Genomic DNA, 12,689 nt, shown 5'->3' with positions numbered 1-12,689 from the left:
TGAGGTGGAGACTGCCTCGAACCCGGGTGCGTCCGTTGTCGCTGGCTCGCCTTTCGGTGCAACGCCCGTTGGTGCGTCGGTTCAGCCGGCGGCGTCGCGAGGATCACAATCGTCCTCAGAGGCCGCGCCTGCTGGCGCATCGCCCGCGTTGCCCTCGACGACGCCGTTCGGAGCTTCGCCCGCGCCGGAGCCGGCGTCGCCCCTCGGTGCATCGCCCGCAGCTGCTGCACCAGCCGCCGCTATGACCGACGGGGCATCGCCGCTCAGAGGTTCGCCCTTGGCAAGATCCTACCACGCCGCGACACCCGACGGAGAATCGCGCCCCGCAGTAACCGCCGTAGCCGAGCCTCCCTCCTCCGCGTCGCTTTTCGCTGCTGCGTCTCACCCCGCTCCGCCGTCTGCGTCTCATCTCGCACCGCCCGGTGATGCACGGCCAGACCCAGCCTCGCCTGACACCGCATCGCCCGTCGCAGCTTCGCCCGCCGCCGCACACCCCGTCGCGCCCTTCCCGGGGCCGGCATCGCCTTTCGGGACGTCGTGTGTTGCCGCATCGCCCGTCGATCCATGGAGCAGCGCAGCCCTGCCCAGCACGGCACCGCGCGTTGCACCACTGCACGACGCGCCCCTAGCCACAGCAGCAGCCCTGTCCGCGTCGCCTGTTGTCGCTAAGGCCATGGCGACATCGCTCCCGAATGCACCGTCCGGGGCGGCCTCGGCAGCGAATGAGGCGGATGACATGACCCCAGCCGGTCGGCCCAACGACCCACCTCTTTCACCAGCCCGCACCGCGGCGCTCACCTCCTCCCTCGCCGAGGCTGTCGAGGCAGCCGCCGCCCGCATGGCCGAAACCGCCCGGCTGGCGGCAACCGCCCGCCGCGCCGACGCGTCGGCTGCACCGGGTTCCGCGTATCCGCGCTTGTCAGCCGCGCCAGACCCCGAGAGCGCCAGCCAACGACATGCCGACGCCCCGCCCCCCGGCACGACTGCCTCGCCCCTCGGCAGCGCCATCGGCCTGGCATCGCCGGAAGCGACACAAGGCAACAACAGCCCGTTCCGCCTTGGCCCTGACGCCCTGATCCCCCCCGCCCTCGCAGTGCCGGGCACCGGTGAGCGCGGTTCGCAGTCACCCCATGCCGAGCACGCACCGGTGGCGTCCGGCGCGGACCGTCCCCGTCTTTCGCCGATGCTGACGGTCGTCGAGCCTTTGGCCGCTGCGCACGTCACCAACCACAGAGTCGAGCGGGCCGAAGTCCAGCCTTTGTCCGCACTGCAACCTGCCGATGCTTGGCCGAACGGACAGTCGATCGGCGACTACACCGCAGCGCCCCCCCCTGCCGCCGAGCCTCTGGCAGCCGCTCAGCCGCACCCCGGTAGCCCCTTGGCACCGGCGACGCCTCTCTCAGCGCAAATGCCTTCGGCAAGCGGCCTCCTCACCTCCACCAGCCCCGACCCGCTATCCGTGCAGGACCTACCTTGCGCGTCTCTAACCACTCCGGCATTGCCCGTGACGCCGGAGCAGCAGACCACAGACCAGACCAACCCTGCCCAACCGGAGCCCTCCATGGATGCCCACCCCCTCCGCCAGCTGCTGCGCGAAGCGATCCGCGACGAGATGCGCGGCGAGATCGGCCAGCAGATCGACACCGAACTGCGGCGCGTCGTCCGCGAAGAACTCGCCACGGCGTTGACGGAGGCCTTCGGCCGCGACCTCCGCTGACAAAGCACAGTCGGGGCGAGGCTGATGCCGCACGCGGCTTCGGCGCGACCCCGGCGCGGCGCTGACGGCTTTTCGCAGTTGTCGGACTGCGATTGCACGCGCACTAGGCGAACGATCGGGTCGGCGAAGCCCTCGCCTATCGGTCGGTGGCCTGGTTCGGATGAGGCGCTGGGCCTCGCGGTCTGAGAGCACCGGCGGGGCTGGCGTACTGCGTCGGGCTTAGGCTGTGCGTTAGCTGGCGAACCACTCGACGCCCCGCAGGTTTTTGGTCCCCTAAGTGCGGCCGCGGTGCTGGCGCGCTATTCGGGGCTTCTGCTCGTGGGTCAGACGGAGTGCGGCTCGACTCCGCGCGGAACTATCGCCTCAGAACACAGCGGACGCGCGCCTCGGCCTGCCGGTCTGCGCCGAGCGGCGCGACCAGCGCTGAGGAGGATGACGAGTGCGAAACGGGAGTGCTAGTGCGGAGAAGGGGGGGCACCGAGTGAGCACCATGTGCCCGCCGGGGTGACGGGAACCCGCAACCGAGCGCCGAGAGCGAGCCTAGAGCTTACAGCCCAGAGCTCTAGAGCCGGGAGCCGGGAGCCGGGAGCCGGGAGCCGGGAGCCGGGAGCCGGGAGCCGGGAGCCGGGAGCCGGGAGCCGGGAGAGAAGCCTAAAGCCTAACCCCAGGTCCAGGGCCCAGGACCCGGCCTCCACAGCCCACAGCCCACAGCCCACAGCCCACAGGCCAAAGCCTACAGCCTACAGCCTACAGCCTACAGCCTACAGCCTACAGCCTACAGCCTACAGCCTACAGATACCCCTCGGGGTCCACGCTGTCGAAGCCCTTGCGGACCTCGAAGTGGACCACGCCGCTGTTGCGGGCGGTGCCCATCGACTGGCCGCGCTTGACGGGGTCACCCTTGGCCACCGACAGCTTGTCGAGCCCGGCGTAGACCGTCATCAGCCCGTCGTCGTGGCGCACCACGACGATCGGCACCCCATCGGTGTCGCGGGTGATCGCGGCGACCGTACCGCCGCCCGCGGCCTTGACCGGCGTGCCGGCGGGGGCCGAGATGTCGATGCCCTCGTTGCTGCCCTTCTTGTAGGCGCGCACGATCGAGCCATTGACCGGCATGGCGAACTTGCCGCTGCCCGAGGCGCCGGTGCGGGTCTTGCCGAGATCGGGGGCATCGCCGCGCGGTGCAGGCGTGCTCGCCGGCTGGGTGCGCTCGGCCGGGAGGGGCTTGGCGGCCGAGGGCGGCAGCGGGGTGGGCGAGCCGACGCCCGGGGCCGTGGCGTCGGCGGCGGCGACCGTGGTGCCGCCGGCGGGGATGGCGAGGCGCTGGCCGACGCGGATCGACATCGTCTCGGGCAGGTTGTTGGCGCGGGCGAGGTCCTGGATCGAGATGCCGTACTTGCGCGCCACCGACCAGCCGGTCTCGCCGGCGACGACGGTGTGGGTGCGCGCGGGTGCGGTGGCGGCCGGGGCGCTCGCCGCGGGCTTGGCCGTCGCGGCCGTCGCGCGGGTTCCCGCGGCCGGGGGAACGCCCGGCTGCGCCACGCCCTGACCGGCGAAGGGGTCGCGGACCTGCGGGGTGCCGGCCGCGGCGGGGGCGGCGCCCGGCGCGGCGCCTGCGGCACCGCCAAAGGGCCAGCGCAGCGTCGGCATCTGCACGCGCGGGACGGCGACCTGGGGCATGGCGACGCCGGGCACGGCGGCGGAGCTCGCCGGACCCGCGCCCACGGCGCCGGGCTGGGCCCCCGGCTGGGCGCCGGGCTGGGCACACGCCGCCAGCGCTAGCACTGCGGCCAGCGCAAGACCGCGCCGGGCGGTCGGGATCACGCGGCCGGAAAGGGGCTCGACGACCTGAACGGTAGCGGACTGAGGGGTGATTACATCGCCGGCCATGCCAGCAACCGCGCTCGGGAGCACTGGGATTTCGTCAGCGTGATGCGGAGCAAGCTGGGGGAGCGGCATCACTCGACGGCCGTCGTCATCTGCGGGCGCGGAAGGGGTTCGAACCGTCGGCACCGCCAGAGCCGCCAGCGCCCCCAAAGCCGAAGCGACAGGCACCGCACCGCGCTCCACCCCCGCCTCACAGCCTGACCCAACCCGCCCCGCACCAAGGCCCACTCCGCCCCGGCCCCCGTCCAGAGCCGTCACATCGGCGCGCGCCGCCGTACGCGGCTGCGGCATTTTCGTGCTGACCATCTGCCTGCCCTCACCAACCTCGTTTCGCGGGGGTCATGTCTGTCCCAACCCCTCGACCAGCGGCACGAACCGCACCTGCCGCATCTCGTCATAGGCGAAGCCCGTCTCGGTCCGCGTCACGCGGATGAGGGTCTGGACCGCGTCCGACTGCCCGACCGGCACCACCATGATACCGCCGACCTTGAGCTGCGACAACAGCGGCCCCGGCGGGTCCTCGGCCGCGGCAGTCACCATGATGCGATCAAACGGCGCCTGCTCGGGCAGCCCGAACGACCCATCCGCCACCCGGGCGGTGATGTTGGTCAGCCCCAGGCTGCGGAACAGCGCCTCGGCCTCGACCACCAGCCGGCGGTGGCGGTCCACGGTCAGCACCCGCCGACACAGCACCGACAGCACCGCCGCCTGGTAGCCCGAGCCGGTCCCGACCTCGAGGACCGTGTCGCGCGGCCCCGGGTTCAGCGCCTGGGTCATCAGCCCGACCACCGTCGGCTGGCTGATGGTCTGGCCGCAGGCGATGGGCAGCGGCGTGTCCTCGTAGGCGCGGTCCTCGAAATGCCCGCGGACGAAGGCGCCGCGGTCGATCCGCTCCATCGCCGCCAGCACACGGGGGTCGGTCACCCCGCGCGAGCGGAGCTGGAAGACGAAGCGCATCTGCCGCTCGGCCGCGTCCGCGTCGGCGTCCGGCCCGAACGCCCCGGGCGCACCCTGGCCGTGGCCGATGTCATCGTCGGGCCCTTCGCCCGAGCCGTCGAAACCGTTGCCCGGGCCGGGGCGCGGCGCCATCGCCTCAGTCCCCGTTCCAGAGCGCGCCGAGCCGCGCGGTGGCGGCGGCGCAGGTCAGGTCGGGCCGCATTGCCGTGACGGCGACATGCCCGCCGAGCAGCGCCTCGACGTCGCTGCCCGCACCGGCGGGGGCGTCCTGCCCGCCACCCGTGACCCAGAGGAACCGCCGCCCGTTCGGCGCCACCTGCGGTTTGACCGCAAAGCGCACCCCCTGCCGCCGGCCCTGCGTCGTGGCCCGCGGGGCGCGGGTCTCGGCAGCGCTGACGGGGGGGAAGTTCACATTGTAGAAGAGCGGGAAATCCTCGCCCTCGCCCCAGTCCGCGCGCTCGAGCAGGGCTCGGATCACCCCCGGGCCGTGGACCCGGGCGCTCTCGAACGGGTCCGCAAGCCGCGCGGTCGCCGGGCCCAGATACTGCGACAGCGCGATCGAACGGATGCCCTGCAACGCCCCCTCCATCGCGCCGCCGACGGTGCCGGAGTACATGACGTTCTCGCCCGCGTTGTTGCCGCGGTTGACGCCCGAGAGGATCAGGTCGGGCGGCGCCGCCGCCATGATGTCGCCGACGCCCGCGAGCACGCAGTCGGCCGGGCTGCCCTCGGCCGCCCAGCGGCGGGGGGCGAGTTCGGCGATCAGCGTCGGGTGGGCGTAGCTGATGCAGTGCCCCACCCCCGACTGCTCGAAGGCCGGGGCGACGGTCCAGACCTCGCCATCGGGGCCGGCGATCTCGGCGGCGATGTCGGCCAGCGCCTCGAGCCCCGGCGCGTTGATCCCGTCGTCGTTGGTGATGAGTATGCGCATGACAGCCCCGCCGAAAGGCGACCTGCCCCCGGTTCCGTCACTTGCTTAGCGCCCCGGCGCGGTCTGGCGCAAGCAACCGGGCCACGTGCGCCGCGTCACGCGGCCCGGACGCCCCATTCGGGGTTTGACCCTGTGCGCGCCCGGCGTCAGGATGGGGAAAAGCCGGGCAGTCATGCAGATCTTCCTTCCCATCGCCGAAGTCTCGGTGAACGCCTTCACGCTGGTCGGGCTGGGCGGGATCGTCGGGCTGATGAGCGGCCTCTTCGGGGTCGGCGGCGGGTTCCTGATCACGCCGCTGCTGTTCTTCATCGGCATCCCCCCGGCCATCGCCGTGGCGACCGGGGCGAACCAGGTGGTCGCCTCGTCCTTTTCCGGCGTGCTGGCGCATCTGCGCCGCAACACCGTGGACATCCGCATGGGTCTGGTGCTGCTGGTGGGGGGCGTGGCCGGATCGGCGCTCGGGGTGCTGGTCTTCAACCTTCTGCAGCGGCTCGGGCAGGTCGAGCTGTTCGTGCAGCTGAGCTACGTCGTCTTCCTGGGCCTCATCGGCCTGACCATGCTGCGCGAGAGCCTGTCGGCGCTGCTCGCCGCGCGCAAGCGCAGCGGGGTGCGGCGGCGGCTGCACCGGCACAGCTGGGTCCACCGCCTGCCGTGGAAGATGAAGTTCCGCGCCTCGGGCCTCTACATCTCGGTCATCCCGCCACTGCTCGTGGGGCTGGCGGTCGGCGTGCTCGCCGCGGTGATGGGGGTGGGCGGCGGCTTCGTCATGGTCCCGGCGATGATCTATCTGCTGGGGATGCCGACCAAGGTCGTGATCGGCACCTCGCTCTTCCAGATCGCGGCAGTCAGCGCCTTCACCACGCTGATGCACGCCATCAGCTCGAACACCGTCGACATCATGCTGGCGGTGCTGCTGATCGTCGGCGGGGTGGTGGGGGCGCAGATCGGCACCCATCTGGGCGCGCGGCTCAGGGCCGAGCAGCTGCGGGTGCTGCTGGCGCTGCTGGTGCTTGCCGTCTGCGCGCGGCTGGCGATCGATCTGGCGCTGCCGCCCGAGCATCTGTTCTCGATCGCGCCGGGGCGGTCGTGAGGGGCGCGCGCGCCCTGGCCGCGGGGGTGCTGCTGGCGCTGCTGGCGGGCGGCGCCGGGGCGCAGACGCAACCCGCCGCGGTGGCGCCGGCCGAGGCCCCCGCCGCGCCCGCACCTGCCCCCGCGCCCACCGAGCCCGGGGCGCCCGAGCCGGAACGCATCGTCACCGGGCTCTCGCAGGACGCGGTCTCGATCACCACCAGCTTCACCGGCTCGGAAATCCTGATCTTCGGCGCCATCCGCCGCGACGCCCCCCCGCAGGCGGGGCCGGTCGGCATCATCGTGACGGTCGAGGGCCCCTCGCAGCAGGTCACCGTGCGCCGGAAAGAGCGGCTCGCCGGGATCTGGATCAACACCCAGTCGCTCAGGATCGCCGCGGCGCCGGATTTCTATGCCGTGGCGACCAGCGCGCCGCTGCCCGCGCTGCTCGATCCGGCCGAGGACACGCGCTTCCGCATCTCGCCCGCTCTGGCAATCCGGGCGCTGTCGGCCGAGGCCGAGGTCGAGAACGTCACCCCCTTCACCCAGGCGCTGCTGGACCTGCGCACGGCCTCGGGGCGCTACCGCGTGGACGAGGGGGCGGTGCACATCGTCGATGACACGCTGTTCCGGGCCGACGTGCGGATGCCCTCGAACCTCGTCGAGGGCGACTATCGGGCGCGCATCTTCCTCGTCCGCGACGGGGCGGTGATCGACTATGACCAGGCTCCGATCCGGGTCCGCAAGGTGGGCTTGGAACGCTGGCTCTACCGTTTGGCGATCGAGCAGCCGTTCTGGTACGGGCTCATGTCGCTGGCGATTGCGATGGCGGCGGGCTGGCTCGCCTCGGCGGCGTTCCGGGCGATCCGGCGCGGGTGACGCCTCGCCGGAACGTGAGGCACCCAAGCCGGCCCGGCGGCGTTACCGTTCCGCAACCTGATCCAACCCCGAGGTGCAAGATGACCCGCCCGCAACACCCCGCCGCCCGCCGCCGCGTGGCCCTGATCGGCGCCGCCGCGAGCCTGCTCGCGTGGCCCGCGCTGGCGCAGACCGCCCCCGCCGCCGCCCCCGCCGATCCCCACGCCGGGCACGCGGCCCCCGCCGCCGCTACCACCACCGCCGCCGCCCCGGCTGAAACCGACGCCGCCCGCGCCTACGCCCGGGCGATGGAGGCGATGCACGAAGGGATGATGGTCGCGCCGACCGGCGATGCCGACGTGGATTTCGTCCGCGGCATGATCCCGCACCACCAGGGTGCCATCGACATGGCCCGCATCCAGCTGCAATTCGGCAAGGACCCCGAGTTGCGCAAGCTGTCCGAGGGGATCATCGCCGCGCAAGAGCGCGAGATCGCCGAGATGCAGGAGTGGCTGAAGCAGAACGTCCCCGAGGTCGCCCGCACCGACGCCGAGCAGGCCGAGGCCGGGAACACGCCGGCGCCCTCGCCTGCGGGGACGCCCACGCCCTCGCCCGCCGGGACGCCCGAGCCGAAGCCCGCGACCCCGCCGTCGAACTGACGCCGTAAGGGCGGCGCGCCCGGCCTCAGCGCGCGCCGCTGCGCCGGGCGATCTCGGCCGCGGCGGCCGCCGTGCCGCTGGGGCCGTGCGGCAGGCCCCGCGCGCGCATCCCGGCCTCGATGCTCGCCAGCGTGCCGAGGTGCATATGCGCGCTTACGTGGCCCATGTGCGCGATCCTGAGCGCGTCCGCGGGCTCGGCCGCGCCAAGGCCGATGCCGAGCGTCAGCCCGGCGTTGGCCTCGGTCCAGTGCCGCAGCCGCTCGGCCCCGGCCAGCGCCACCGCAGTCACCGACCGCCCCCGCGCCGCCGGATCGGCCACCTGCGCCCGGCAGGCGCCCCCGTCGCCCCAGGCGTCGAGCGCCGCCCAGGTCGCCGTGGCCAGCGCCTCGTGCCGCGCCCACGCGGCCTCGAGCCCCTCGTCGTCGAGCAGCATGGCCAGCGCCTCGGTCAGCCCGTAGATGTGCTGCACCGGCGGCGTGCCGCCCCAGAACTGCCACAGCTCCTGCGCGTTCGCCCGCGGCCCCCAGTTCCAGTAGGGCGTCGGCCGCCCCCACCCCGCAGCCACCCGGTCCGAGAACCAGACGAACGCCAGCCCCGGCGGCACCATCAGCCCCTTCTGGCTGGCCGAGACGAGCACGTCGATGCCCCAGTCGTCCATCCGCATCTCCTCGCACCCGAGCGAGGCGATCGCGTCCACCGCCAAGGCCGCCGGGTGGTCGCCCATCGCCGCGCGGATCGCGGGGATGTCGGCGCGCACCGAGCTGGCGGTGTCCACCTGGCAGACGAGGACGGCGCGGACCCGCCCCTCGCGGTCGGCGGCCAGCCGGTCGGCCACCCGCTGCGGATCGGGGGCGGTGAAGGGCGCGGACTCGATCATCTCGACCTCGACCCCGATCCCCTCGGCCACCGCCGCCCAGGCGCGGCCGAAATGCCCCGAGACGAGCACCAGCGCCCGGTCGCCGGGGGAGAGCAGGTTGATGTTCGCGGCTTCCCACGCGGCGTGGCCGTTGCCGATGTAGGGGGCGACGTTGGCCCGCGTCCCGGCGAGCCGCTTGAGCTGCGCCATCGCCGCCTCGTTCAGCCCGACCAGCTCGCCGCCGTAGATGTCGGGCGAGGGCCGGTGCATGGCCCGGAGCACCCGGTCGGGCACCGGCGAGGGACCGGGGATGGCAAGCACGGGACGGCCGGCGGCAAGGCTCATGGCGGGCACCTTTCGGGGGGAGGAGCGTCGCCCGAGTGGTAGGCCCCGCCCGCCGCGGCGTCCAGAGTGGGGCGGTGAGGCTTACGTCGCAGGCGGTTGGGAGGGCGCCCGTGCCAGCGCCGACGCACTGCGCGACGCGTGTCCTGCAGGAAAGCCCGCACGATGCGGTGGATGCCCGCCGCGCCCGTCGCGCGCGGCTCGGGGCAGCCGATGGTGAGCGGGGGTGGACGCAAGCCGTGCGACGAACCGGATTGAGACGCTCAGGCTGGTGCGCCCGCATCGGCGCAGACCTTTCCGGGTCGGTGCACTTCGTCAGCAGGGCCTCGCAGAGTCCGATTTCGGCGGGGGCGGGGCATCGAGATATTCGGCCAAACCCTGGCAACCGCTGGGCTACCGCATCGGCATCATTGAAGCTGGTCCCGGCGACCTGCCGCCGGGTCGGCAACCCCCAAGCCGACCGCGCGGGCGTCCCGGTGCAGCGGGTGAAGGCCGAGCTGCAAAACCCGTGCGCGGCCGGCGTGAACAGCGGGGTACGGCGCAGCCGCCGCTCAAAGCGTCATGAACATCCGCTGGAACGCCACGGCGCAGGCCACGACGCCCACCACCGCGAGCAGCATCTGCCCGGTGGCAAAGGCGGCCGCCGTGGCGACGAACACCACCGCAGTCAGGATCAGGCGCAGCGCCAGCGGCCAGTGCGGCATCGGTCAGCCCTCGCTTCGGACCGCCCCACCCTCGCCGCCCCTGCCCCGCCCGTCAACCGGACGCGCGGTCGCAGGCCGGCAGACCGATTGCCAACCGAGTGGGCAACCCCTGCCGCCGTTTGGAGTGGCCGCGGCAACAGCGTTCAGTGCACTATTGGCCAGCCCTCGCGCCAAACAACCCATCGCGGCCCCGGCCCCTGCCCGGCAGACGGCCCCTGCCCCGCACGCGGTCCTCGCCCCATACGCGCCTGGTCCCCACACGCGGAGCCGTCCTCGCAGCCGGGCCCGGCCCCATCCGTCAGCCCGGACACCGCTGCCCACCAGCCCGCCCGCTGCACGCCCGCGTCAGCCTTCTTTCCGGCCCAAATCCCCAACCCGCCCGCGACGGGCGCAGGCACGTCACGCCTCGACCGGCACCATCGTCCCGAGCATCGTCGCCACCTGCTTGCGGCCTGCGGGCCCCTCGGCCCAGACGTCGGCCGCCACCACCACGATCCGCCGGCCGGCCTTGATCACCCGCCCCTCGGCCACCAGCCGGGCGCCCACCGCGGGGGCGAGCAGGTTGATCTTCATCTCGACCGTGACCACCTCGGACCCCTCGGGCAGGACCGAGAGCGCCGCATAGCCCGCCGCGCTGTCGCCGATGGAAAACGCCAGCCCCGCGTGCGCCGCCCCCTGCTGCTGCATGAGATGCGGCGCGATGGGCGCGGCGATCACCACCTCGCCGGCCGCGGCGCGCGCCATCTCGGCGCCCAGCGTCGTCATCATCGTCTGCCGTGCGAAACTCGCGCGCAGCCGCGCCTCGATTGCGTCCATCGCCCCCTACTCCTCGAACAATCCCGCCTGCGCCGTGCGCGGCATCTCGAGCCCCAGATGCCGCCAGCCGGTCGCCCCCAGCATCCGCCCGCGCGGCGTCCGCTGGATCAGCCCCTGCTGGAGGAGATAGGGCTCGATCACCTCCTCGATCGCGTCGCGGCTTTCCGACAGCGCCGCGGAAAGCGTTTCCACGCCGACCGGACCGCCGCCGTAATGCTCGGCCATCAGCGTCAGATAGCGCCGGTCGGCGCCGTCGAGCCCGAGGTCGTCGACCCCCAGCCGCGTCAGCGCCCGGTCGGCGAGCGCCCGGTCCAGCCGCCCGTCGCCCTCGACCAGCGCGAAATCCACCACCCGGCGCAAGAGCCGCCCGGCGATCCGCGGGGTGCCGCGGGCGCGGCGCGCGATCTCGCGCGTGCCCTCGGCATCGGCGTGGACGCCCATCAGCCGGGCGCCGCGGGCGACGATCTGGTCGAGCTCCTCGACGGTGTAGAACTGCAGCCGGGTGGGGATGCCGAAGCGGTCGCGCAGCGGCGTGGTCAGCAGCCCCAGCCGGGTCGTGGCGCCGACCAGCGTGAAGGGTTGCAGCTCGATCCGCACCGTGCGCGCCGCCGGCCCCTCGCCGATCACGAGGTCCAGCTCGAAATCCTCCATCGCCGGGTAGAGGATTTCCTCGACCGCCGGGTTCATGCGGTGGATCTCGTCGATGAACAGCACGTCGCGGGCGTCGAGGTTGGTCAGGATCGCGGCCAGATCGCCCGCCCGCGCCAGCACCGGCCCGGATGTCATCTTGAAGTTCACTCCCAGCTCGCGCGCCATGATCTGGGCGAGCGTGGTCTTGCCGAGGCCGGGGGGGCCGTGGAACAGCGTGTGGTCCATCGCCTGCCCGCGCATCCGGGCGCTGTCGATGAAGACGCGCAGGTTGGCGCGGGCCTCGGCCTGACCGATGAACTCCTCGAGCTTCTGCGGGCGCAGGGCGCGATCCTCGGCGTCGCCCTCCATCGGCGCGGGGCGCAGGGTGGGGTCCGGCTGGCTCACCGCACGACGCCGGGGGTGCGGGTGCCGGCCATCGCGGCCAGCCGGTCGATGCGGTCCTGGGTCGGCGGGTGGGTGGCGAACATGGCGTCCATCTTGAGCGCCCCCAGCGGGTTGACGATGAACATCGATGCCGACGCGGGGTTGCGCTCGGCCGGCAGGTTCACGGTCCGCCCGGCGGCGTTGGCGATCTTGGCCAGCGCCGAGGCGAGCTTGAGCGGCTGGCCCGAGATCTCGGCGCCGATGCGGTCGGCCTCGTATTCCCGGGTGCGCGAGATCGCCATCTGAACCAGCCCCGCGGCGAACGGCGCGACGAACATCGCCACCAGCCGGCCGATGCCGCCGCCGCGCCCGTCGCGGCCGCCCGCGAACATCATCATGTTGCCGAGCATGGCGATGGCGCCGGCGAGCGTCGCCGTGACCGTCATGGTCAGCGTGTCGCGCTGGCGGATATGGGCCAGCTCATGGGCGATCACCCCGGCCAGCTCATCCCGGTCGAGGGTCCGCAGAAGCCCCTGCGAGACCGCCACGGCGGCGTTCTGCGGGTTGCGGCCGGTGGCAAAGGCGTTCGGCTGCTCGGCGGGCAGGATGTAGACCGCGGGCATCGGCAGCCCGGCGCGGTCGGCCAGTTCGCGCACCAGCGCCGCCAGCTCGGCGCCGTTCGCCTCGGTCACGGGGATCGCCTGCTGCTGGCGCAGCACCGCCTTGTCGCTGTTCCACCACGCCCAGAGGTTCGTGGCCCCGGCAAAGACCAGCGCCATGATCGCGCCGCCCTGCCCGCCCAGAAGCCAGCCGAGCCCCATCACCAGCGCGGTGAGCGCCGCCATGAGGACGAAGGTGCGGGTGTAGCCGTTCATGCGCG

Annotated in this window: 12 protein-coding genes; 4 read left to right on the top strand and 8 right to left on the bottom strand. The window is 73.1% G+C overall.

The window, feature by feature from the left end; translation table 11 throughout:
• The first annotated feature begins 736 nt into the window (after nt 1–736).
• Nucleotides 737–1,717, top strand: a complete 981-nt coding sequence (locus tag ACFHYO_RS05665; protein ID WP_394318972.1) for a hypothetical protein — start codon at nt 737–739, stop codon at nt 1,715–1,717.
• A gap of 789 nt (nt 1,718–2,506) precedes the next feature.
• Here ACFHYO_RS05665 and ACFHYO_RS05660 read toward each other — a convergent pair.
• The 3 genes from ACFHYO_RS05660 to surE all read right to left on the bottom strand — a co-directional run bounded on the left by ACFHYO_RS05660 (nt 2,507) and on the right by surE (nt 5,492).
• The gene (locus ACFHYO_RS05660; protein ID WP_394318970.1) at nt 2,507–3,397 is read right to left on the bottom strand and encodes a peptidoglycan DD-metalloendopeptidase family protein; all 891 of its coding nucleotides are present in this window, start codon (nt 3,395–3,397) and stop codon (nt 2,507–2,509) included.
• A gap of 546 nt (nt 3,398–3,943) precedes the next feature.
• Nucleotides 3,944–4,693: a protein-L-isoaspartate(D-aspartate) O-methyltransferase gene (locus tag ACFHYO_RS05655; protein ID WP_394318968.1), complete on the bottom strand. Its 750-nt coding sequence runs from the start codon at nt 4,691–4,693 to the stop codon at nt 3,944–3,946.
• Nucleotides 4,694–4,697: 4 nt separating this feature from the next.
• A complete protein-coding gene (gene surE / locus ACFHYO_RS05650; protein WP_394318966.1) occupies nt 4,698–5,492 on the bottom strand; it encodes a 5'/3'-nucleotidase SurE in 795 nt (264 codons plus the stop codon).
• A 172-nt stretch (nt 5,493–5,664) separates the two neighbouring features.
• On the opposite strand from surE, the gene ACFHYO_RS05645 reads away from it, so the two are divergent.
• From ACFHYO_RS05645 to copM, 3 genes are all read left to right on the top strand, one after another.
• On the top strand, nt 5,665–6,582 hold the full coding sequence (locus ACFHYO_RS05645) for a sulfite exporter TauE/SafE family protein (protein ID WP_168782562.1): 918 nt from the start codon (nt 5,665–5,667) through the stop codon (nt 6,580–6,582).
• A complete protein-coding gene (locus ACFHYO_RS05640) occupies nt 6,579–7,439 on the top strand; it encodes a TIGR02186 family protein (protein WP_394318964.1) in 861 nt (286 codons plus the stop codon). The genes ACFHYO_RS05645 and ACFHYO_RS05640 overlap by 4 nt, the downstream gene beginning before the upstream one ends.
• Nucleotides 7,440–7,519: 80 nt before the next feature.
• The gene (gene copM, locus ACFHYO_RS05635) at nt 7,520–8,077 is read left to right on the top strand and encodes a CopM family metallochaperone (protein WP_394318962.1); all 558 of its coding nucleotides are present in this window, start codon (nt 7,520–7,522) and stop codon (nt 8,075–8,077) included.
• Nucleotides 8,078–8,102: 25 nt separating this feature from the next.
• Here copM and ACFHYO_RS05630 read toward each other — a convergent pair whose 3' ends face one another.
• The 5 genes from ACFHYO_RS05630 to ACFHYO_RS05610 all read right to left on the bottom strand — a co-directional run bounded on the left by ACFHYO_RS05630 (nt 8,103) and on the right by ACFHYO_RS05610 (nt 12,684).
• Nucleotides 8,103–9,278 carry a pyridoxal-phosphate-dependent aminotransferase family protein gene (locus tag ACFHYO_RS05630; protein ID WP_394318960.1) on the bottom strand — a complete coding sequence of 392 codons (1,176 nt, stop codon included), beginning with the start codon at nt 9,276–9,278 and terminating at the stop codon, nt 8,103–8,105.
• Nucleotides 9,279–9,826: 548 nt separating this feature from the next.
• Nucleotides 9,827–9,979 (bottom strand): hypothetical protein, encoded by a 153-nt coding sequence (locus ACFHYO_RS05625; RefSeq protein WP_394318959.1) that lies wholly within the window; start codon nt 9,977–9,979, stop codon nt 9,827–9,829.
• 399 nt (nt 9,980–10,378) lie between these two features.
• Complete coding sequence (locus ACFHYO_RS05620) at nt 10,379–10,795, bottom strand: PaaI family thioesterase (protein WP_394318957.1); 417 nt, start codon at nt 10,793–10,795, stop codon at nt 10,379–10,381.
• Nucleotides 10,796–10,801: 6 nt separating this feature from the next.
• Entirely contained in the window at nt 10,802–11,830 is a 1,029-nt protein-coding gene (gene ruvB, locus ACFHYO_RS05615) for a Holliday junction branch migration DNA helicase RuvB (protein ID WP_168782567.1), read from the bottom strand.
• Entirely contained in the window at nt 11,827–12,684 is an 858-nt protein-coding gene (locus ACFHYO_RS05610; RefSeq protein WP_394318955.1) for a M48 family metalloprotease, read from the bottom strand. Before ACFHYO_RS05610 ends, ruvB begins: the two co-directional genes overlap by 4 nt.
• Nucleotides 12,685–12,689 lie beyond the last annotated feature (5 nt).

Source organism: Paracoccus panacisoli (genome assembly GCF_042435015.1).
GTDB classification, from domain to species: Bacteria; Pseudomonadota; Alphaproteobacteria; order Rhodobacterales; family Rhodobacteraceae; genus Paracoccus; species Paracoccus panacisoli.
Note: the sequence above shows the minus strand (reverse complement) of the source record. Positions and strands in the feature narration are given on the sequence as shown.

Excerpts from the sequence above, each read along its gene's own strand:
- ACFHYO_RS05665 (WP_394318972.1), top strand. The coding sequence starts at position 737 with ATGACCCCAGCCGGTCGGCCCAACGACCCACCTCTTTCACCAGCCCGC.
- ACFHYO_RS05660 (WP_394318970.1), bottom strand. The coding sequence starts at position 3,397 with ATGCCCCAGGTCGCCGTCCCGCGCGTGCAGATGCCGACGCTGCGCTGG.
- ACFHYO_RS05655 (WP_394318968.1), bottom strand. The coding sequence starts at position 4,693 with ATGGCGCCGCGCCCCGGCCCGGGCAACGGTTTCGACGGCTCGGGCGAA.
- surE (WP_394318966.1), bottom strand. The coding sequence starts at position 5,492 with ATGCGCATACTCATCACCAACGACGACGGGATCAACGCGCCGGGGCTC.
- ACFHYO_RS05645 (WP_168782562.1), top strand. The coding sequence starts at position 5,665 with ATGCAGATCTTCCTTCCCATCGCCGAAGTCTCGGTGAACGCCTTCACG.
- copM (WP_394318962.1), top strand. The coding sequence starts at position 7,520 with ATGACCCGCCCGCAACACCCCGCCGCCCGCCGCCGCGTGGCCCTGATC.
- ACFHYO_RS05630 (WP_394318960.1), bottom strand. The coding sequence starts at position 9,278 with ATGAGCCTTGCCGCCGGCCGTCCCGTGCTTGCCATCCCCGGTCCCTCG.
- ACFHYO_RS05625 (WP_394318959.1), bottom strand. The coding sequence starts at position 9,979 with ATGCCGCACTGGCCGCTGGCGCTGCGCCTGATCCTGACTGCGGTGGTG.
- ACFHYO_RS05620 (WP_394318957.1), bottom strand. The coding sequence starts at position 10,795 with ATGGACGCAATCGAGGCGCGGCTGCGCGCGAGTTTCGCACGGCAGACG.
- ACFHYO_RS05610 (WP_394318955.1), bottom strand. The coding sequence starts at position 12,684 with ATGAACGGCTACACCCGCACCTTCGTCCTCATGGCGGCGCTCACCGCG.